This is a genomic window from Pseudomonas sp. BIOMIG1BAC, from assembly GCF_001705995.2.
GTDB lineage: Bacteria > Pseudomonadota > Gammaproteobacteria > Pseudomonadales > Pseudomonadaceae > Aquipseudomonas > Aquipseudomonas sessilinigenes.
In genome coordinates this window covers 4,429,286-4,448,448 of the sequence record NZ_CP049045.1, presented here as the reverse complement: position 1 = coordinate 4,448,448, position 19,163 = coordinate 4,429,286, and the positions used below count along the sequence as shown (strand labels likewise).

Below are 19,163 nucleotides of genomic sequence, written 5' to 3'. Positions count from 1 at the left end.
TGGGCAAGGAATCAATGTCATGGATCCGGCGGTACTGCCGCTGGCTCAGCGCTGGGCGAACGCCAGGTTCAGGCCCAGCCCGGCAAAGCTGGCGGCGAAGCTGCGGCGCAGCCAGTCCTGGACCTTGGGCGACTCGATCACCGCGGTGCGGAACAGGTTGGCCAGCAGGCCGTAGAGCACGAACACGAAGAAGGTCATGGCCATGAACACTCCGCTCAGGAGCAGCATCTGCGGGACCGGATCGCTGCCGTCGTGGCTGATGAACTGCGGCAGGAAGGCGAGGAAGAAGATCGTCAGCTTGGGGTTGAGGATGTTCAGCAGGCAGGCCTTGAGCATCAGCGCGCCGGCGCCCTGGCTGACCGCGTGGCTGTCGACGGCGAAGGCCGAGCGATCGCGCCAGGTGGCGTAGGCTAGGTACAGCAGGTAGGCGACCCCGGCGAACTTCAGGCCCTGGAACGCCAGGGCGCTGGTGTGCAGGATCGCCGACAGGCCGAGGATCGAGGCCAGCAGGTGCGGGACGATCCCGGCGGTGCAGCCGATGGCGGTGAACAGGCTGGCGCGCTTGCCGGCTACCAGGGCCGTGGAAATGGTCAGGATGACGCCGCTGCCGGGGATCAGCACGACGATCAGGCTGGTGATCAAGAAATCCAGGTTCAACATCCGGGCAGTACTCCATGGCAAGGCGGGGGAGTCGTCGAACATACACCCAGGCGGGGGGTGTGCAGTAGATGGATTCTAGTCGGCCCTGTTCTTGTTGCCGGCGATTTGAACGGATCTGTAGCCGCTGCCGAGCCTGCAGGGCTGCGCCAAGACCCACAGGCTCGGCAGCGCAGGAATGGCCGGGCATAGGCGGCCGCTGCGCTATTGCGCAGCCTGCGGCAGCGGCTACATGAAGCCGATCACGCTGGCATCTGTCGAGCGGGGCAGGGGAACGGCGCTGCAGGTCTTCGGTCGAAGCTCGCGTTCGTTGCTTTACTTGCAGGGACCGGGTCCCGATTTCCCTTGGAGAACCATGATTTCACATCGCCTTGTCGGCAGTTTCCTTGGCCTGCTGTTGTTGGCCGGTTGTGCCAGCCAGCCCGGTTCCCACTCGCCCGAGTTACCTGCCGAACAGGTCCAGGCACGCATCCTGCGACTGTTGCCCGCCCAGGTGAGCGATCGCCAGGGCTGGGCCCGGGACATCCAGGTAGCCTTCAATGCCCAAGGGCTGGACCCCAGTCCCGGCAACTTGTGCGCAGTGCTGGCGGTGGCCGAGCAGGAGTCCGGTTTCCAGGTCGATCCAGCGGTGCCGGGCCTGGGGCGCATTGCCCGGGATGAGGTCGATCGCCGTGCGGCCAAGGCACATGTTCCGGGGCTGCTGGTCAGTGCTGCATTGCAGGTACGTTCCAGCGACGGCCAGTCCTACAGCCAGCGCCTGGCCAAGGCCCGTACCGAAAAGGAACTGAGCGCGATCTTCGATGACTTCATCGGCCAGGTGCCCATGGGCCAGACCCTGTTCGGTGGTTTCAACCCGGTGCATACCGGCGGGCCGATGCAGGTCAGCATCGCCTTTGCCGAGAAGCACGCCCAGGGCTATCCCTATTCACCACGAGATTCGATCCGCCACGAGGTCTTCAGCCGTCGGGGAGGCCTGTACTTCGGCATCGCCCACCTGCTGGGTTATCCGGTGAGCTACCCGCAGCCGCTGTATCGCTTCGCCGACTTCAACGCTGGCTGGTACGCCAGCCGCAATGCCGCGTTCCAGGCTGCGGTCAGCCAGCTCACCGGGATTCGCCTGGCGCTCGATGGCGACCTGATCCGCTACGACTCGATCCTGCCCGGCAGTACCGAGCTGGCAGTACGCACCCTGGGCAAGCAGTTGGGGCTGCGCAACCCGGTGATTCGCGACCAGCTGGAGCAGGGCGACAGCGCGCAATTCGAGCAGACCGCGTTGTACCGCAAGGTATTCGCCCTGGCCGACCAGGCCAAGGGCAAGGGTGTACCGCGGCAGATACTCCCGGGCATCGAGCTCAAGAGCCCGAAGATCACGCGCCAGCTGACCACCGCCTGGTTCGCCAAGCGGGTGGAAGAGCGCTATCAGCGCTGCATGGCGCGTCACTAAATGGCGTGTGCCTGTCGCTCGCGGTACTGGCGAGGCGAGCAGTGCATGATCCGCTTGAAGGCGTGGCTGAAGGCGCTGTCGGAGTCGTAGCCCAGCTTCTGGGCGATCGAGGAAATGCTCGCCCGCCCGCTTTTCAAGGATTGCGTGGCCAGTTGCATGCGCCAGCGCAACAGGTACTCCAGTGGGGCTATCCCGGCCTTTTGCTTGAAATGCAGGGCCAGGGTCGAGCGCGAGACCCTGGCGATCCGGGCCAGGTCCTCGACGGTCCAGGCCCGGGCCGGGTCGGCATGGATGGCCTCGATGACCGCCCCGATGCGTGGATCACAGATCGCCAGCAACCAGCTTGGTGGTGCGTCGGTTGCCTGGGCCAGGTACATGCGCAGCACCTGCACCAGCATGATGTGCCCCAGGTGCTGGACCACGATCGAATGGCCTGGGGAAGACCCGGCCAGTTCGTGGGCCATGTGTTGCAAGGCCCAGTTCAGTACCGACGCCGGCTCCGAGCCATTGCCGATGACCGCCAGCGCAGGCAACCCGGCGAACAGCAGGTTGGCCTCCTCGCCGAAGGCGAAGCGGCCACCGATCAGGAACAGCTCATCGGCGCTACCGCAATGGGCGACGCCACTGCTGGCGTGGCGATAGACCTCGTCCGCCCGGATGGCTGGTAGTTCTGGGTCGCTACAGAGCGAAAAGGCCCGTTTGCGCGACAGCAGGAAGCAGTCCCCGGCCACCAGGCGTACGGGGGGGCCGGCGCCTTCCACGGTCAACCAGCAGGAGCTTTCGATGAGCGCGTTGAACTTGATGCCGTCGGGCGCAGGGAAGTCGATGGCCCAGTCGCCGCCCGCCTTCAAGCCGGCGAACACCGAGCTGCGCATATTGAGCAGGGCCAGAACTTCGGATAACGGGTCCATGGATATTCGGACGCTCGCGATAGAAAACCGGACTTTGTTGCATTCCCGGCTGCAAGTCCAGCCGGGAAAATACCAGGCGCGGGGATCTTCCCGCGACTACCCATCCTGTTTCACGGAGCGTTCATGACGAGCAGGCAAATCCCGATCCATTCCGGTTTTGGTGCAGCCAGTACGGCGGCAGAAGTGCTGGCAGGGCGAGACCTTTCCGGCACCCTGGCCCTGGTCACCGGCGGCCACTCAGGGCTTGGCCTGGAAGCCACGCGGGCCCTGGCCCAGGCCGGCGCCCAGGTGATCGTGACGGCACGCGATGTCGCGGCCGCCCAGGCAAGCACCTATGGGATTGCTGGTGTTGAGGTCCAGCAGTTGGACCTGTCCGATCTCCTTTCGGTGAAGGACCTCGCGCAGCGCGTGCTGGGCAGTGGCCGGCATCTCGACATCCTGATTGCCAACGCAGGCGTCATGGCTTGCCCCGAGGGACGCGTGGGCCCGGGCTGGGAAAGGCAATTGGCGACCAATCACCTGGGGCACTACGTCCTGGTCAATGAGCTTTGGCCGGCACTCGAAGGTGGCGCCAGGGTCGTGGTGCTGTCGTCGGCAGGACACCAGCAATCGGCCATGCGTTGGGACGATGTGCAATTCACTCGGGGTTATGACAAATGGGCCGCCTATGGGCAATCGAAGACCGCCAACGCGTTGTTCGCCGTGCACCTGGATCGGTTGGGGCGGCATGCCGGCGTCCGGGCCTTTGCCGTTCATCCCGGAAAGATCTTCACCCCGCTGCAACGCCATCTGGTGCAGGGCGAGATGATCGCGGCTGGTTGGCTCGACGCTTCGGGCCAGCCGGCCGATCCCTCGTTCAAGACGCCGCAGCAAGGCGCTGCGACCCAGGTCTGGGCGGCCACTTCGCCGCAGCTGGAGGGCATGGGCGGGTTGTATTGCGAGGACTGCGACATCGCCTCGCTGGATGAGCGCGAGCCACCGTCCTTTGTCGGTGTCCGCTCATATGCCATCGACCCCGGGCAGGCCGAACGCCTTTGGACGTTGTCTGGCCAGTTGACCGGAGTCGACGCGTTGGTGGGCGGTCGGCCTTGAGTGTGGGGCTGCTGGCACGAACAACGAGGCGCTTGTCAGTTGCTTTTACGGTATGCCAGGATGCGCCATGAATTTTTTCCGGCTCGGCAATCGCACCCATCACCATCGACCTCATTCCAGGGGCCGTGGTCGCGTATGCGCATCGAGCCGTCAGTGATGCGCATCCCTCGCCACTGACCCTCGACTCACCACCAAGGCGCCCTGCAAGGCGCCTTTTTTATTGTCTGTAAAAAACCAGAGGAACGACCCATGACTATGCTCCGTGGCACGCGAATGATCACCGGTGAACAAGCCGCCAACCTGCGCATCCTGGAGGGCCGGTTCCGGAGCTGGCTTCATCGAAGCGGGTGCTGAAGAAGTCATAGTCCCGGCCTTGTGGGGCCAGGACACCTTTATTGAAAAAGCCGGGGGCAGTGAAGTCATCGGCCAGATGTGGGCCTTCGCCGACAAGGCCGGTCGCCCTTGCTGCCTGATTCCGGAAGCCACCGCGCTGTTCCAGGAAACCGCTGGCCAGCTGCTGGCGGGACGGACCCAGGCAATGTTTTTCTACGTTGCCCGCTGCTATCGCTACGAGAAGCCCCAGGCCGGGCGCTACCGTGAATTCACCCAGCTGGGTTTGGAGATCCTCGGGCCCGATCCACGCCAGGCACTGGTGCAGGCGCAGCAGTTGTGCACCGGCTTCCTGGATGCCTTGGCGCTGGACTATGAGCTCAACCTGGGGGTCAAGCGTGGCCTGACCTATTACCTGGATGGCGAGGGTTTCGAGGTGCGTTGCCGGCGCCTCGGGGCGCAGCAACAAGTGGTGGGGGCGGGGGCCTATCGCCAGGGTGCCGGGTTCGGCATCGGCCTGGAGCGCTTGCAACTGGCGCTCCAGGCCCAGGCCTAGGCGAGGTTACTGGCGGCGACGGACGAACTTGCGCCACAGCCAGACCCACAGCAGCACCAGGGGGAAGGCGAGGATCACGAAGGGCAGCACGTAGCTGCCTTTCTCCAGGGCCTCGGCGGTACCGTCGGCCAGGTTGTCCAGCAGGTTGCTGAAGGCGCGCTTGAGGTTGGAGCTGCGCTGGCCGCTGTCGCTGGGCTGGAAGCTCAGGGTCAGGCGGTTGGTGTCCAACCGCCGTTGCTGGCCGGCGGCGGTCTGGGCCAGGGCTTGCAGGTCATTCTCGATGCCGGCTTGCTCCTTGCTCAGGGCGATCAGGTCGCCGACGCTGATGTCCTTGCGCGCGGCCAGTTCGTCCAATCGCTGTTGCTGGGCCTTGAGCCGTTGTTGCTGGCGCTGCACGTCGGCCACGGCGTCGGCCAGGTCTTCGGCGCTGGTGATGCGCTCGCCCAGCTCGGCGCCTTCGGCGGCCTGCTGGACCATGGGCTCGACGCCGCTCGGTACTACCCGCAGTACCACTTGGGCGCGGTACTTGCCTTGTTCCAGGCGCAGGATATTGCACGCACCGAACTTCGCCTGTTCGCAGGCTTCACGGGTTTGCGCCAGGCGCGGGCCGATCTGCTCCGAGGGCAACGACAGGGTCAGCTCATGTTCGTAGGCCAACTGGGCGCCGGCCTGGCCCTGGGCGCCGCCAAGGGCCACGGCGCTTCTGCCCTGGTCGCTGGGAGAGCAGGCGCTGAGTGCCAGCGCTCCCAGCAGGGCAAAGGCCAGGCGGCGAGGGCGGTTAGGGTGGTCGTCCTGATGTTGCATGGGAGCTCCTTGGGTACTTGAAACTGCGTTGGGAACGCAGGCGCGCATCTTACCGTCCTTCCTGGGGCGGCCACGATGGCGTTGTGACTTATTTGCGGCAATTTCCCGGATTGATACTGATAGGCCGCACCGCGGATTGGCGCTACATCTGTGGCAGTACGCAGCGATGGTGCTGCGCTGGTGCTCAAGGAGCTTGTCATGAGTGAAGCGGATGTTCCCCAGGGTTTCAGTCCCTTGCCTCGCAGCAGTCCGTTGCTGGAGCTGATCGGTCCGGTCTACGGCTGTGGCAATGGCAGTGGGCTGCGTGTCGGCCTGCGTGCCGATGCCCGCCACGCCAACGGTCGCGGCATCGTGCACGGCGGCATCATCGCCACCCTGGCGGACGTCGGCATGGGGTATGCCATGGCGTTCTCCAGCGAGCCGCCATTGCCACTGATCACGGCCAGCATGAACCTCGATTACCTGGGCGCGGTGCAGGTGGGGGATTGGCTGGAGGTGCGCCTGGAGCATTCCCGGCGCGGGCGGCAGATCGCCTTCGCCACCGTGGTGCTGAGCGTTGGCGAGCGCGAAGTGGCCCGAGCCAGCGGCGTGTTCGCCGTGCCGCAGCCGTCGCCGACGCTGGCCTGATCTGACGCATCGCGCCCGTGCGCAGCCTGCGGCAGCGGCTACACGAAGCGGGCACCTTTGGTGTCTGGCGTATCCTCTTTGTAGCCGCTGCCGAGCCCGCGAGCCCCCCAGGGCCTTCAGCGGGCATTCATGAGCAGCTACGCGATGCTCAGCTGGTGATCTGTTTCCAGTCCAGGCCGAAGCGCGCCAGGTACTTGCGCAACCGATCGGCGTCGTTGGGATTGGCCTTGCCCAGGCGCGAGACCCCGAACAGGCGCCGCCCGGCATCCGACAGGCTGTCGGCGCGCCGGCATTCGGCGATCACCGCCTTGAGTTGCAGGCGGTCGAACAGGTCCAGTTCCATGTCTGTGCCCAACAGCGGCTGTAGCTCGTCCTCGCTCTGTTCCAGGCCCCAGGCATGGCGCAGGCGCTGGATCTCTTCCTGGGCCAGGGCCTCGTCGATCCGGCCGCTGTCGGCCAGGGTGGCCATGCGGGTGATGGACGCCGACAGCTCGCGGAAGTTGCCCAGCCAGGCCGCTTCGCTGGAGCTGGCGAAGGCCAGGTAGCGCCGCCGGGCCTCAAGGTTGAAGCGCACCAGTTGGCCTTGCTCCCGGGCATGGCGTTCCAGCTCGAAATCGATGTTGGGCTCGATGTCTTCGCGGCGCCCCGCCAGCCCCGGCAGGTTGAAGGTCCAGAGGTTGATCCGGGCGTACAGGTCTTCGCGGAACAGGCCCTGGGCCACCCGGCCGCGCAAGTCCCGGTGGGTACCGGCGATGATCAGGAAGTCGCTCTCCACCTCCTGGTCCGAACCCATGGGGAAGAAGCGTTTTTCCTCGATGGCCTTGAGCAGCATCGCCTGTTCGTCCAGGCCCAGTTCGCCGATCTCGTCGAGGAACAACATGCCGCCGTGGGCCGCTCGCAGCAGGCCGTCGCGGGCATTCTGGGCGCCGGTGAAGGCGCCCTTGGTATGGCCGAACAGTGCCGACATGGCGCCGTCGCCGCGCAGGGTGGCGCAGTTGATCTCGACAAAGCGCCCCAGGACCTGGTGCCGGCCACGCTTGAGTTCATAGATGCGCCGGGCCAGGAACGACTTGCCCGCCCCGGTGGGGCCAATCAGCAGCATCGGCGCCTTGGAGCGTACCGCCACTCGCTCGATCTGTTCGATGGAGCGGTTGAAGGCCAGGTTGCGGGTGGCGATCCCCGACTTGAGAAAGGCCAGGCCCTCCAGGCGCTTGTGGGCGAAGCGCGAGGCGATGCGGTCATAGCGCGACAGGTCGAGGTCGATCAGTGCATGGGTGCCGGTAGCGTGCTCGTCCGGATCGCGGCGCCGGGCTGGGGAGGTCTGGATCAGTCGCGCCGGCAGGAAGCGGGCCTCGGTCAACAGGAACCAGCAAATCTGCGCCACGTGGGTCCCGGTGGTGATGTGCACCAGGTAGTCCTCGCGCTCGGTGTCGAACGCGTAGGCGCTGGTGAAGTCGTGCAGGGCGCCATACACCTCCTCGAAGTCCCAGGGGTTCTTCAGCTCCATGGGGTGCAAGCGCACCTCGGTCTCGGGGGAGACCTGGCGGATGTCGTCGGCAATGCGCCCGGCGAGGCTGATGTCCCGGGCGTCGACGCCATGGATCAGTTCCAGGCGGTGGATCAGCACATCCTGCTGCTGGCACAAGCCCACGCTCGGGCGCCAGTGGCTCCAACGGTTGGCGCCCTTGCCGACACGATCGAGGGTGGCTCCGACGAAACCGATGGCGACCGTGGACTTGTCCGACATGTTTATATCCTTGGATAAACTGCGATAGATAAAGATATAAAATCAGAGCAACGTTTGTCGCGAAAAATCACTGAAGAAATAAAGATGAAAAATAAATACGTTTAAAATCAATAAGTTAAAAATAAATTCGATAAAAAATTCAAAGCTGGCACGGCGGCTGCAATATCTCTGGCAACGAACAAGACAACCAGCGAGACGCCAAGATGGCCAACCAGCAGCTGTTCAACACCCAACAGGCAAAAGCCCCGGCGAGCGACACCCGCAATGCCTCCCGGGCCCCGGCCTACGCCTACAACGCCAAGCGTCGCCTGGCCCAGCTGGCAGTCACCGGTTGCCTGAACTCGACCTTCTACACCTCACCCGAGGATCAGCTGGAAGCCGTGTTGCAACTGGTGAGTGAAGTCGACAGCCGCTTCGTGGCCCAGGCCGCTCGCTACGCTCGCCAGCAAGGCCATATGAAGGACATGCCGGCGCTGCTGCTGGCGGCGCTGACCGCGCAACGTTCGGTCCAGGTGCCCGAGCTGTTCGCCCAGGTGGTGGACAACGGCAAGATGCTACGCAACTACGTGCAGATCCTGCGTAGCGGCGTGACCGGCCGCAAGTCCCTGGGCTCGCAACCCAAGCGCCTGGTGCAGGACTGGCTGAACAACGCCAGCGAGCGCCAGCTGCTGCAGGCATCGATCGGCAACCAGCCGTCGCTGGCGGATGTGGTCAAGATGGTCCACCCCAAGCCCCGCGAGGCCTGGCGTGAAGCCTTCTTCGCCTGGCTGATCGGCAAGCCGGTGGATGTCCAGGCGCTGCCCGGGCTGACCCGTGAGCTGCTGGCGTTTCGCAGCGGGGCCAGCACCCAGGTGCCGGATGTACCGTTCCAGTTGCTGGGCAACGAGAGCCTGAGCGCTGAGCAATGGGCCGCCCAGGCTCGCAACATGGGCTGGCAGGGGCTGCGCATGAACCTCAACACCCTGGCTCGCCACGGTGCGTTCCAGGTGCGCGGTTGCACGGAGTATGTGGCGGCGCGCCTGGCGGATGCCGCAGAGGTGGCCAAGGCCCGGGTCTACCCGTACCAGCTGCTGGCGGCCTACCGCATGGCGGGAGAGGAGGTGCCGCAGCGGGTGCGCGAGGCGCTGCAGGATGCCCTGGAGCTGTCCCTGGCCAATGTGCCGGCGCTCAGCGGTTCGGTCGTGGTATGCCCGGACGTCTCGGGGTCGATGCACAGTCCGGTCACGGGTTATCGCCAGGGCGCCACCACGGCGGTGCGCTGCATCGATGTGGCGGCACTGGTGGCGGCGGCGGTCCTGCGCAAGCGGCCGACGGCACGGGTCATGCCGTTCGAACGGGAAGTGGTGGATATCCGCCTCAACCCCCGGGACAGCGTGATGACCAATGCCCAGAAGCTGGCGGCCATCGGTGGCGGCGGGACCAACTGCTCGGCCCCCTTGGCGCAGCTGGCCAATGCGCGGTTCAAGCTGGACACGCTGATCCTGGTCTCGGACAACGAGTCGTGGATCGACGCCCGGCGCCATGGGGCCACTGAAACCATGCGCCAGTGGGAGCGGATCAAGGCGATCAACCCCAACGCCCGGCTGGTGTGCATCGATATGCAACCCGGGGCCACCACCCAGGCCTCGGACCGTGAGGACATCCTCAACGTCGGTGGCTTCAGCGATACGGTGTTCGACGTGATCGAGCAGTTCATCGCCGGCAACTACGGTGGCCAGCACTGGGTGAAAGCCATCGAGGCCCTGGCGCCCTGAGCGCCAGGTTATTGAGTTAGAGCATGCGCCGGGCAGCCGGCGCACACTGAAGTTTCTTGATCATTGGCCCTGAATGCCGCTGTGACTACATCCAAAGACGTCTCAGCAGATTTTGTCAGGGCCGGTGACGGCGCGAATGCCGGTGGCTGTACATCCTGGTCTTGCCGGTTCGAATCCGGCTATCAGCCACTACTGTTGTCGCGCCACCTGTTTTGCGGTTTTTTGCGACGAATGCCGATGGAACTACATCCAAGGCTCGAGATGCGGGTGCGAGTCCCGCCGGTGCTCGAAAAGGGCGCCGTGGTTCAACCAGCAGAACGCGAGTGCATCGTTTCATCGATTCCTTGTCGTCGCAGGTTTCCCCCGCCTTGGCGGGATGGCAGCGAATGCCACGGGTACTACATGGTGTCGCGGGTTCGAGCCCCGCCAGCCGCAAGGCTGTAGCTCAGTGGGTAGAGCAAATGTGCCCGTTCCCTTGTCGCTGCCCGCAGGCCCGGCCTGCACCGATTGACCCGGCGAATGCCGGTGGAACTACAGGACAGCCTGGTCGCGGGTTCGATTCCCGCCCACCGCAAGGTGGTAGCTCAGGGGTAGAGCAGGCTGCATGTTTCACCTTTTTTTGTCGCCAAGACCTGCCGGATGACCGGCCACCCGATCGATCATGGGCGCAAGACTGCAATCCGCTCTTGCGCTGCCGATACAACAAGGCCCGGATTCGGGCCCCAGGAAGAAAGAGTAAAAAGATATGGAACGCAAGACCTACCAATTGCTGGAAGTCGCCAACGGTAAGCCAATCAAGATGTGGACCCAGGGCGTGCCCGTGGAAAACGAAGCCCGCCAGCAGCTGATGAACACCGCCAAGATGCCCTTCATCTTCAAGCACCTGGCCGTGATGCCCGACGTCCACCTGGGTAAGGGATCGACCATCGGTAGCGTGATCCCCACCGTGGGCGCGATCATTCCGGCGGCGGTCGGGGTGGATATCGGCTGCGGGATGATCGCCGCCCGGACCTCGCTGACCGCCTCCGACCTGCCGGATAACCTGGCCGGGTTGCGTAGCGCCATCGAGCAGGCGGTGCCCCACGGTCGTACCTCGCCACGTAGCGGACGAGACAAGGGGGCCTGGGGTGAGATCCCGCAACAGGCCGACCAGGCCTGGGCAGCCCTGCATCCACGGTTCAAGGCGATCACCGATAAGTACCCGGCGCTGGCCAACAGCAACAACCGCCAGCACCTGGGAACCCTGGGAGGCGGGAACCACTTCATCGAGGTGTGCCTGGACGAGGCCAACCGCGTCTGGTTCATGCTCCATAGCGGTTCGCGCGGCGTAGGTAATGCCATCGGCAACCTGTTCATCAACCTGGCCCAGGCGGATATGCGCCAGCACATCGCCAACCTGCCGGACCGCGACCTGGCCTACTTCGAGGAAGGTAGCCAGCACTTCGATGATTACGTCGAGGCCGTGGCCTGGGCCCAGGATTTCGCCCGGCAGAACCGCGAGTTGATGATGCAACTGGTGATCCAGGCCACCCGCAAGGTGATCAGCAAGCCCTTCGAAGTCGCGCTGGAGGCGGTGAACTGCCACCACAACTACGTACAGAAGGAGCGCCACTTCGGTGAAGAGGTGCTGGTGACCCGCAAGGGTGCGGTGTCGGCGAAGAAGGGCGAGTTGGGGATCATCCCCGGGTCGATGGGAGCCAAGAGCTTCATCGTCCGCGGGTTGGGTAACGAGGAGGCGTTCTGCTCCTGCAGCCACGGTGCCGGTCGAACCATGAGCCGGACCAAGGCCAAGAACACCTTCACCCTGGCCGACCAGATCCGCGCCACCGCCCATGTGGAGTGCCGTAAGGATGAGAACGTGATCGACGAGATTCCGATGGCCTACAAGGACATCGACCAAGTGATGGACGCCCAGAGCGAACTGGTGGAAGTACTGCATACCTTGCGTCAGGTGGTATGCGTTAAGGGGTAGAGCGATGGATGTCATGGATATGCTGGAGTGCCCGCCCGATTGGCACTACCAGCTGAGCGACTACGAAATTGGCCGGATGCGCGAAGTCTGGCAAACCCGGGACGAACACGATGCCTGGCTGGTCCTGAGCGGTTTTGGCAATGGCTTCGTCCGCCAGTCGGCAGTACGACGCCTGGCCCGCCAGCCGTCGGCCGCCGCCCTGGTGGTGCTGCTGGAGCGCCTCAACGATTGGGTGCCCCAGGTTCGCCAGGAGGCGGCTACGGCCGTGGAGCTGTACCTGGTACCTGAACATGGCGCCTTGTGGTTGCAGGTCTTGGGTCCGCTGCTGGCCTTGACCGCCAAGCAGCGGGTCAGCCACGGGGCGACCCTGGAACGGGCACGAGCGGTGCTGCAGTTGCCGCAAGTACGAGGCAAGGTCGAGCAGGCCTTTGCCGCGTGCCGGGGCCGGGCCGCACGGTTCGTCTTCGAGCTGTTGCTGGACAGTGGCGCGGATCGCCCGGCCCTGCTGGCCCAGGCCCTGGGCCATGGCGAGGTCAGCGTGCGGCAGATGGCGGTGGACGCCTGCGCCGAACTGGCTAAAGAGCAGGCCCGGCCGTTGCTGGAGCAGGTCATGCGGACCTCGGGCGCTAGCGTGCGGGTCAAGGCCCTGCGCTTGTTGCTGCCGCTGTTGGACGACCCGCGCGAGCAATTGCGCCAGGCCTTGCTCGACCCCTCGGCAGCCCTGCGTGGCCTGGGGCATTGGGCGGCGCCACGCTATGGCCTGGAGCCACGGGAAGTGCTGCTGGCCCGGGTGCTGCAACCGGCGCCGGCAAACCGGTCGCAGTGGCAAGGCCTGCTGGGCCTGGCCAGGGAACTGCAAGAGCCCCGGGCCGATGCCATGGTGCAACTGGCCCTGGACTCGCCGGCCTTGAACACTCGCCTGCTGGCCCTGCATAGCCTGGGCGAGCGCGGCATGGCCTGGCAGCTCAAGGCCCTGGGCGATGTCTCGGACAAGGTCTTCGAGATGGCGGTCAGCCTGCTGCGCGAACAACCCTGGGCGGTATTCGACGAAGCCCTGGAGCAGTACCTGGATGTTCACTGGCCAGCGCTGCCTGCATGGCGCCAGCGGATGCTGCTGAGTCTCAAACCGGGCTGGCGGCAGCTGGAGTACCTGCTTTGGTGCCTGGACCAGGCTCCACAACAGGCGAGCTACTGGCAGGTGCAATTGGCCGGTTGGTGCAGTGGGCGTTATGCACTGTTCGATCCAGTGACCCCCAAGCCGCTGCGCGAAGCGCTGACCCAGCGGGTACGCATGATGGAAAAGGCCGGAGAATTGCCGGCGGGCTCACTCAAGTGGCTGCCATGAACCAAGGAGAGCAAACATGCTGCCAGCACTGCTGAACCTGCAGGACAACGAGTCGATCCAGGCCCTGCGCCGGCAATTGAAGGAGGCGGACTGCGTGTTCGATTTCGCGGTGCTGGACGTCGCGCCGCAGGCCAGCATCGATCTTGATCTGCATCGCCAGGCCCTTGACGCCTTGTACCTGCAGATAGAAGAGCAGCACCGCGAGGCGCGGCGCCGGCTGATCCAGGAGCATCCGCGCTATGCCGATCTCGGCGAGGCGCCGCCGATGCGCTGGGAAGTGCAGCGGGCCGTGGCTCGGGAGCTGGATGCGCAAGAGATCCAGCGCCTGGGTACAGCCAGTGTGCTACCAGGTCCGCAGGCCTTGTACCAGGCCTTTATCGACCCGCCTTACCGAACGCATTTCCCCGAGGGCGGCGAGCCGCCGGAGGCGATCTTCCAGCGCTGGCTGGCGTTGCTGGGGCTTGAGCCCGAGGCGCAGCCGGTGGTGATCGACTGGGTGAGCGACTTGCAGTTGGAGTGGGAGGTCGAGGGTACTGCGGCGACCGAGGCCTGGAGCGATTATTTCGATGAGGGCCTGGAGTGGTGGGGCGTCTGGTGCCTGAGCATCTGGAACCCCGAGCGCCGGACCTTGGGGGTACTGATGGCCAGTGCCACCGATTGAACAGGAAGCAGGACATGCAAATAGACAAGGAACTTCACCCCCTGGACGACGCCATGCGCGAACGGGTCCTGGAGGAGCTGGCGCGGATCGAGCGCGAGCGCAATGTGCAGGTGCTGTATGCCTGCGAGTCCGGTAGCCGGGCCTGGGGCTTCTCCTCCACCGACAGCGACTACGACGTGCGTTTCATCTACGTGGAGAAACCCGAGTGGTTCATCCAGGTGGACGCCGCGCGGGACGTGATCGAGCGCCCGCTGGACGATGAGCTGGATGTCAGCGGCTGGGAGCTGCGCAAGACCCTGGGGTTGCTGCGCAAGTCCAACCCGACCTTGCTCGAATGGCTCGACTCGCCCCTGGTGTATCGCCGCGAGGTGGCTGCGACCGCGCGTTTGCGCGAGTTGGCCGAGGCCTTCTACAGCCCGCCGGCGGCACGTAACCACTACCTGTCGATGGCCCGGAAGAACTTTCGCGGTTACCTCCAGGGCGACAGCGTGCGGTTCAAGAAATACTTCTATGTGCTGCGACCGTTGCTGGCGGTGCGCTGGATCGACCAGGGCCGGGGCCGACCGCCCATGACCTTCGCCCAACTGCTGGAGACCGTCGATGATCGGCGCTTGCTGGACGAGGTGGATGAGCTGCTGGACTTGAAGCGTCGTGCCGATGAGTCCGCCTACGGTCCACGGCGCCCGGCGTTGCACGACTTCATCGCCGCCGAGTTGGAGCGCCCGGTGCCGAAGCTTGCGCGCACCCATGAAGACAATGCCCTGCTGGACGCCTACTTGAGAGACACCGTCCGGCACTACGCTTAAGGAACATGATGAAACAGGATGTGATCGAGCTGGACGGCGCCATTGGCGGCGGCCAGGTACTGCGCAGTGCCCTGAGCCTGTCGATGCTCACCGGCAAGGCCCTGCGGATCAGCAATATACGCGCCCGGCGCAGCCGTCCGGGCCTGATGCGCCAGCACCTGACGGCGGTCCAGGCCGCTGCCCAGGTGTGTGGGGCCAGGGTCCGGGGGGCTGAGCTGGGCTCCCAGGTGCTGGACTTCGAACCGGGGCCGATCCGTGGCGGTGACTACCGCTTCGCCATCGGCACCGCCGGCAGCTGCACCCTGGTGTTGCAGACCTTGCTGCCGGCCTTGCTCCGGGCCCCGGAACCCAGCCGGGTGACGGTTACCGGCGGCACCCATAATCCCCTGGCACCACCGGCGGACTTCCTCCAGCAATCCTGGCTGCCGCAGCTGCGACGCATGGGCGCGCAGGTCGAGTTGCAGTTGCTGCGCCATGGTTTCGTACCGGCTGGCGGTGGCGAGCTGGAACTGTTGGTCCGGCCTTCGACCCTGCAGCCTGTGCATCTGCAAGAGCGTGGCGCCTTGCTCGGGCGTAGGGCCTGGGCCCTGAGCGCCGGCTTGCCGGAACATGTGGCCGAGCGTGAGCTGCGGCGGGTGGGCAATCGCCTGGGGCTGTCCCGGGACCAGCTGCAAGACGTGCAGTTGGATGAGCAATACGGCCCGGGCAATGTGCTGTTGCTGGAGTTTGCCTACGAGCACCTGACCGAGCTGTTCTGCGGTTTCGCCCAGAACGGCCTGCGGGCCGAAAGCGTCGCCGATGCTGCCATCGACCAGGCCCGGGAATGGCTGGCCTCCGGCGCGGTGGTGGCCGAATGCCTGGCCGACCAGTTGTTGCTGCCCATGGCCCTGGCCGGTGGTGGCAGCTTCACCACGCCGCGCCTGACCAATCATCTGGCGAGCAACATCCAGGTGATCGAAGCCTTCCTGCCGGTGCGCTTCCAGACGCGCTCCCTGGGCGAGCAGGTGCTGCACGTGGAGTGTCGTTCCCAGGACCGATAGGCGTAGAGTGCCCCGGTCAACCTGGAGGTCGCGAAGATGTATCACTTGTATGGAAGCCAGGGCACGGGTTCGGCCATGGTGGAGATTGCCCTGGAGTATTGCCAGGCGCCGTACCGCTGCATCGAGGCCGCGCCCTGGCAAGCCAGCCCGGGGCGGGATGCCCTGGAGCGGCTCAATCCGTTGGTGCAGATTCCCACCTTGCAGCTGCCCGACGGCAGCATCCTCACGGAAAGCGCGGCGATCCTGATCCACCTCGGGTTGCAGTTCGCCGATTCCGGGTTGCTGCCGACCCAGGCCTCGGCGCGGGCCCAGGTCATTCGTGGCTTGGTGTACATCGCCGCCAACTGCTATTCGGCGATCGGCATTCTCGACTACCCGGGGCGTTGGGTGAGCGATGCCGATCCGGCGTTGGAGGCGCGGGTGCGCGAGGCGACCGGGCAGCGCCTGCACCACGCCTGGGAGCTGTTCGCCCGCCAGTTCACCCCACGGCCTTTCCTGGGCGGCGCCGCGCCCGGGGCCCTGGATATCCAGGCGGCGGTGGTGTCGCGCTGGGGCGGCGCGAGGGACGCGCTGCGCCACAGCCAACCGGACTTCGTGGCGTTGCTCGAGCGCATCGAGCACGAGCCCCGGGTGGCCCCGGTGCTGGCCCGGCACTGGCCCGAATCCCGCTGAGAGCCGGCTTGAGGTGTCGGGGGCAAAGCTGGCAGTCTGCGCGCCCGGATTCCCCAAGGTTCACTTCGAGGACGTTACGCAATGGATGGCAAGCACTGGCCCAAGGCCCTGAACCGACTGCTGCTGATGGTGCAAGGCGCCGTGGTGATCAGTGGCTGGTTCAGTGCCACCTTCGTCATCGGCACCAGCAGCGGCCGGCCATTGCTGGGGCTGTGCCTGGCCTTGGCGCTGGGGATCCTGGGCATCTTCGTGCATGAGGCCGGGCACTACCTGGCGGCCCGCTGGTGGGGCATGCCGGTGCTGTCGATGCGGCTCACCGTCCTCGAACTCCAGGCGCGGCGGCGTGGCTGGCGGCTTCGCCTGCGCAAGTGCCTGGGCGGTTATGTGATGGCGGCAAGCAACCTGCAACGCTCGCTGCGCGGGCAATGGCTGGCGGTGGCGTTCTGCGGTCCATTGCTGAACCTGCTGGCGGGCCTGGCCGCCCTGGGCCTCGGACTCGCCTGGCCTGGGTTGTCCGGCGCGGTGCTCCTGGGGTTTGCCGCGATCAACCTGGCGTTGGGAGTGGCCAATCTCATTCCGACCCTGGGGACCATGCCCAGCGACGGCCTGCTGCTGTGGCGCTGGTTCACTCATCGTGACGACCAGCTAGCGGAACTGGCCTACGCCCGATTGCTGGCCCTGAGCGTGGCCGGAGCCACCAGTGGGCAGTTGCCGCAAGCGGACCTCGAACACCTGGACCAGGCGGCCATGCCCCAGCCCCTGGTCGCCTTCAGCTATCGGCTGGCTGCCCGGCAAGAGCAGGGCGACTGGGCGGCGGCGCAGGCGATGGAACCTGAACTGGAGCGGCTGCTGGAGGGCCGGGCAGGGGAACTGCCTGGCCTGCAAGTGATGGTCGATCTGTTGCGCACGGAACTGGCCTTCTGCCGTGCCTGCCAGCAACGTGATGCGAGCCTGCTGCAAGGGGCTCCGCTGACCGCCGAGGTCGAGTGGTATTCGCCCTGGTTACGGCCGCGGGGCCAGGCCCTGGCGGCATTCCTCGACGGTGATCGGCAGCGGGGCGAGTCGCACCTGGAGCAGGTCCAGCGGCTGGCCGATGACAGCGTGATTTTGTCCCTGGGCAAGAGCGAAGCCTTGTTGGCCGGGCATCTGCGGGCCTTGCCCGGAGCGTAGGGGCGGGGGAGATTGGCGCGGCGCTGAAAACCGTCGGTTTTGCCGGGCAAAGCTCTTATACTCCGGCGCCTCGTTTTCATACCCAGCAAAAGGACTCACCTGTGGCCAACGAACCGGATCACGAATTCTACGATCGCGCCGACGCCATCATCGACCTGGCCAATTCCCAGGTCGCCACCTGCGGCCGTGGCAAGGTCAGCGCCTCGCTGATGTACGCCAATGCCCGTTTCTGCGCATTCATCCGCGCCACCGGCTGCCGTGACGCCGAGGAAATGGCCGCTTCCAAGCAGCAGACGCTGGACTACTTCGTCGATCAGTTCCGCCACATGCTCGACGAGCACTTGACGGACTACGCCGAGAACTTCGCGCAGTACACCCACCGCTCGCCAGAGTGAAGACCGCCGGCGCCGCCTGGCGCCGGGGCACCCAACCGCTGGTCCTGTTCCTGCCAGGAGTCCCGAGGCTTGCCGAGGGGCTCGACTAGACTTCGCTTGCGGCGCGTCTTGCCGGTCGTTGCACCTGTACCAGAGGCCAGCGTCCGGTAGTGGCAGGCGCTGCCTGCAAGCAGGACATACCCAATCAGCAAGGAGTGCCAACCATGATCGTCATTCCACAACGTGTCATCGAAAACGGTAGTGTCATCTCGCTGCGTGGCGACTCGGGCAACTACATGTCGCGCATGGGCGCGACCGGCCTGGAGTTGTCCAAGGGTTCCATCGATCAGTACTGCAAGTTCAAGGTGGTGCTGGTGCAGATCGGCACCGACAAGAAGCTCGCCCTGCAGGGCGATAACGGCAAGTTCATGTCGCGCATGGGGGCCACGGGCCTGGAGCTGTCCAAGGACAGCATCGACCCGTATTGCCAGTTCGCCTACGCCATCGATACGGCCAGCGGCCAGATATCCCTGCGTGGCGACAACGGCAAGTGGATGTCGCGGATGGGCGAGAAGGGCTTGGAGCTGTCCAAGGACGGCATCGATCGCTTCAGCCAGTTCATGCTGGTGCTCGAAGGTTGAGGCGCACGCGATAAGGGCTCAAGCCGCAGGTGGCCATGCTTCTATGGCTCGAGCCTGCGGCTCGGCTTTACCCGCTCCGCGCCAGGACCTCCATCAACTCGCCGCCGTTCTTCACCGCGATCACCGTGGCCAGCAAATCCTCCAGGCAGGTCAGGCTGCCTGAGGTGCGCATGTTCCCCTGCCGTCCCTCGACCTGAAAGCTCCAAGGCCCCCGGCGTCCGCTGCTGGGCAATTCGAACTGCACGCATGGGTGCTCGGCCGGCGCCTCCTGGCCCCGGAACTGGCCGGCTCCCAGGTCCAGATCAATGCGGTGGTGCCGGGGATCGTCGATCCCCCCTTGCACCCGACCGAGCCGCAGACCCGTGCCGCGCTCCAGGCCCTGGCCCCAGCGGGCGTATCGGCGGCGAGACGGTAACGGTGATCCGCCGGCGCGAGCGCGACAGGCGAGGCTGACGCATCGGGCACGCCCTGGCCGCAAGTGAGATTTATGTGAACGATGTCACTCTTTTCTCAAGGGAATCCTGGTCGCGGTCGATAACGTCGGGATGCCTAACTGATAC

At 65.3% G+C, this 19,163-nt stretch carries 19 protein-coding genes; 15 read left to right on the top strand and 4 right to left on the bottom strand.

What is annotated here, in order from left to right; translation table 11 throughout:
* Positions 1-45 precede the first annotated feature (45 nt).
* Entirely contained in the window at positions 46-660 is a 615-nt protein-coding gene (locus ATY02_RS20755) for a LysE family translocator (RefSeq protein WP_068588803.1), read from the bottom strand.
* A 352-nt stretch (positions 661-1,012) separates the two neighbouring features.
* Here ATY02_RS20755 and ATY02_RS20750 point away from each other — a divergent pair, with 352 nt between their 5' ends.
* Positions 1,013-2,101 (top strand): DUF1615 domain-containing protein, encoded by a 1,089-nt coding sequence (locus ATY02_RS20750; RefSeq protein WP_068588800.1) that lies wholly within the window; start codon positions 1,013-1,015, stop codon positions 2,099-2,101.
* On the opposite strand, the gene ATY02_RS20745 is transcribed toward ATY02_RS20750, so the two are convergent.
* Positions 2,098-3,012: an AraC family transcriptional regulator gene (locus tag ATY02_RS20745; RefSeq protein WP_068588798.1), complete on the bottom strand. Its 915-nt coding sequence runs from the start codon at positions 3,010-3,012 to the stop codon at positions 2,098-2,100. The two genes, ATY02_RS20750 and ATY02_RS20745, sit on opposite strands and share 4 nt — an antisense overlap.
* A 123-nt stretch (positions 3,013-3,135) precedes the next feature.
* On the opposite strand from ATY02_RS20745, the gene ATY02_RS20740 reads away from it, so the two are divergent.
* Positions 3,136-4,104 (top strand): SDR family NAD(P)-dependent oxidoreductase, encoded by a 969-nt coding sequence (locus ATY02_RS20740; protein WP_068588795.1) that lies wholly within the window; start codon positions 3,136-3,138, stop codon positions 4,102-4,104.
* A 283-nt stretch (positions 4,105-4,387) separates the two neighbouring features.
* The gene (locus tag ATY02_RS20735) at positions 4,388-4,990 is read left to right on the top strand and encodes an ATP phosphoribosyltransferase regulatory subunit (RefSeq protein WP_068588793.1); all 603 of its coding nucleotides are present in this window, start codon (positions 4,388-4,390) and stop codon (positions 4,988-4,990) included.
* A gap of 6 nt (positions 4,991-4,996) precedes the next feature.
* Here the strand turns inward: ATY02_RS20735 and ATY02_RS20730 are convergent, their stop codons facing one another.
* Entirely contained in the window at positions 4,997-5,794 is a 798-nt protein-coding gene (locus tag ATY02_RS20730) for a DUF4349 domain-containing protein (RefSeq protein ID WP_068588789.1), read from the bottom strand.
* Positions 5,795-5,992: 198 nt separating this feature from the next.
* Here ATY02_RS20730 and ATY02_RS20725 point away from each other — a divergent pair, with 198 nt between their 5' ends.
* A complete protein-coding gene (locus ATY02_RS20725) occupies positions 5,993-6,421 on the top strand; it encodes a PaaI family thioesterase (RefSeq protein WP_068588788.1) in 429 nt (142 codons plus the stop codon).
* Between the two features lie 148 nt (positions 6,422-6,569).
* Here ATY02_RS20725 and rtcR read toward each other — a convergent pair whose 3' ends face one another.
* Positions 6,570-8,168 carry an RNA repair transcriptional activator RtcR gene (gene rtcR / locus ATY02_RS20720; protein ID WP_068589193.1) on the bottom strand — a complete coding sequence of 533 codons (1,599 nt, stop codon included), beginning with the start codon at positions 8,166-8,168 and terminating at the stop codon, positions 6,570-6,572.
* Positions 8,169-8,371: 203 nt separating this feature from the next.
* Between rtcR and ATY02_RS20715 the strand changes: the two genes are divergently transcribed.
* The 11 genes from ATY02_RS20715 to ATY02_RS20665 all read left to right on the top strand — a co-directional run bounded on the left by ATY02_RS20715 (position 8,372) and on the right by ATY02_RS20665 (position 19,018).
* A complete protein-coding gene (locus ATY02_RS20715) occupies positions 8,372-9,922 on the top strand; it encodes a TROVE domain-containing protein (RefSeq protein WP_068589190.1) in 1,551 nt (516 codons plus the stop codon).
* 745 nt (positions 9,923-10,667) lie between these two features.
* The gene (locus ATY02_RS20710) at positions 10,668-11,894 is read left to right on the top strand and encodes an RtcB family protein (RefSeq protein WP_068589187.1); all 1,227 of its coding nucleotides are present in this window, start codon (positions 10,668-10,670) and stop codon (positions 11,892-11,894) included.
* A 4-nt stretch (positions 11,895-11,898) separates the two neighbouring features.
* Positions 11,899-13,239, top strand: coding sequence for a PBS lyase (locus ATY02_RS20705; RefSeq protein ID WP_068589185.1), 1,341 nt, complete (start codon positions 11,899-11,901; stop codon positions 13,237-13,239).
* Between the two features lie 16 nt (positions 13,240-13,255).
* Complete coding sequence (locus ATY02_RS20700) at positions 13,256-13,900, top strand: hypothetical protein (protein ID WP_083236086.1); 645 nt, start codon at positions 13,256-13,258, stop codon at positions 13,898-13,900.
* A gap of 14 nt (positions 13,901-13,914) precedes the next feature.
* A complete protein-coding gene (locus tag ATY02_RS20695) occupies positions 13,915-14,706 on the top strand; it encodes a nucleotidyltransferase domain-containing protein (RefSeq protein WP_068589183.1) in 792 nt (263 codons plus the stop codon).
* 8 nt (positions 14,707-14,714) lie between these two features.
* Positions 14,715-15,746, top strand: a complete 1,032-nt coding sequence (rtcA, locus tag ATY02_RS20690) for an RNA 3'-terminal phosphate cyclase (protein ID WP_068589181.1) — start codon at positions 14,715-14,717, stop codon at positions 15,744-15,746.
* Between the two features lie 36 nt (positions 15,747-15,782).
* A complete protein-coding gene (locus ATY02_RS20685) occupies positions 15,783-16,418 on the top strand; it encodes a glutathione S-transferase family protein (protein ID WP_068589178.1) in 636 nt (211 codons plus the stop codon).
* Between the two features lie 81 nt (positions 16,419-16,499).
* Positions 16,500-17,588 carry a M50 family metallopeptidase gene (locus ATY02_RS20680; protein ID WP_068589177.1) on the top strand — a complete coding sequence of 363 codons (1,089 nt, stop codon included), beginning with the start codon at positions 16,500-16,502 and terminating at the stop codon, positions 17,586-17,588.
* Between the two features lie 101 nt (positions 17,589-17,689).
* Positions 17,690-17,983: a DUF3144 domain-containing protein gene (locus ATY02_RS20675; protein WP_068589176.1), complete on the top strand. Its 294-nt coding sequence runs from the start codon at positions 17,690-17,692 to the stop codon at positions 17,981-17,983.
* A gap of 203 nt (positions 17,984-18,186) precedes the next feature.
* Entirely contained in the window at positions 18,187-18,603 is a 417-nt protein-coding gene (locus ATY02_RS20670) for a fascin domain-containing protein (protein ID WP_053138426.1), read from the top strand.
* A 250-nt stretch (positions 18,604-18,853) separates the two neighbouring features.
* Positions 18,854-19,018, top strand: a complete 165-nt coding sequence (locus tag ATY02_RS20665; protein ID WP_176719827.1) for a hypothetical protein — start codon at positions 18,854-18,856, stop codon at positions 19,016-19,018.
* Positions 19,019-19,163 lie beyond the last annotated feature (145 nt).

Bases quoted from the DNA above. Each gene is read 5' to 3' on its own strand.
- ATY02_RS20755 (WP_068588803.1), bottom strand. From the start codon at position 660: ATGTTGAACCTGGATTTCTTGATCACCAGCCTGATCGTCGTGCTGATC.
- ATY02_RS20750 (WP_068588800.1), top strand. From the start codon at position 1,013: ATGATTTCACATCGCCTTGTCGGCAGTTTCCTTGGCCTGCTGTTGTTG.
- ATY02_RS20745 (WP_068588798.1), bottom strand. From the start codon at position 3,012: ATGGACCCGTTATCCGAAGTTCTGGCCCTGCTCAATATGCGCAGCTCG.
- ATY02_RS20740 (WP_068588795.1), top strand. From the start codon at position 3,136: ATGACGAGCAGGCAAATCCCGATCCATTCCGGTTTTGGTGCAGCCAGT.
- ATY02_RS20730 (WP_068588789.1), bottom strand. From the start codon at position 5,794: ATGCAACATCAGGACGACCACCCTAACCGCCCTCGCCGCCTGGCCTTT.
- ATY02_RS20725 (WP_068588788.1), top strand. From the start codon at position 5,993: ATGAGTGAAGCGGATGTTCCCCAGGGTTTCAGTCCCTTGCCTCGCAGC.
- rtcR (WP_068589193.1), bottom strand. From the start codon at position 8,168: ATGTCGGACAAGTCCACGGTCGCCATCGGTTTCGTCGGAGCCACCCTC.
- ATY02_RS20715 (WP_068589190.1), top strand. From the start codon at position 8,372: ATGGCCAACCAGCAGCTGTTCAACACCCAACAGGCAAAAGCCCCGGCG.
- ATY02_RS20710 (WP_068589187.1), top strand. From the start codon at position 10,668: ATGGAACGCAAGACCTACCAATTGCTGGAAGTCGCCAACGGTAAGCCA.
- ATY02_RS20705 (WP_068589185.1), top strand. From the start codon at position 11,899: ATGGATGTCATGGATATGCTGGAGTGCCCGCCCGATTGGCACTACCAG.
- ATY02_RS20700 (WP_083236086.1), top strand. From the start codon at position 13,256: ATGCTGCCAGCACTGCTGAACCTGCAGGACAACGAGTCGATCCAGGCC.
- ATY02_RS20695 (WP_068589183.1), top strand. From the start codon at position 13,915: ATGCAAATAGACAAGGAACTTCACCCCCTGGACGACGCCATGCGCGAA.
- rtcA (WP_068589181.1), top strand. From the start codon at position 14,715: ATGAAACAGGATGTGATCGAGCTGGACGGCGCCATTGGCGGCGGCCAG.
- ATY02_RS20685 (WP_068589178.1), top strand. From the start codon at position 15,783: ATGTATCACTTGTATGGAAGCCAGGGCACGGGTTCGGCCATGGTGGAG.
- ATY02_RS20680 (WP_068589177.1), top strand. From the start codon at position 16,500: ATGGATGGCAAGCACTGGCCCAAGGCCCTGAACCGACTGCTGCTGATG.
- ATY02_RS20670 (WP_053138426.1), top strand. From the start codon at position 18,187: ATGATCGTCATTCCACAACGTGTCATCGAAAACGGTAGTGTCATCTCG.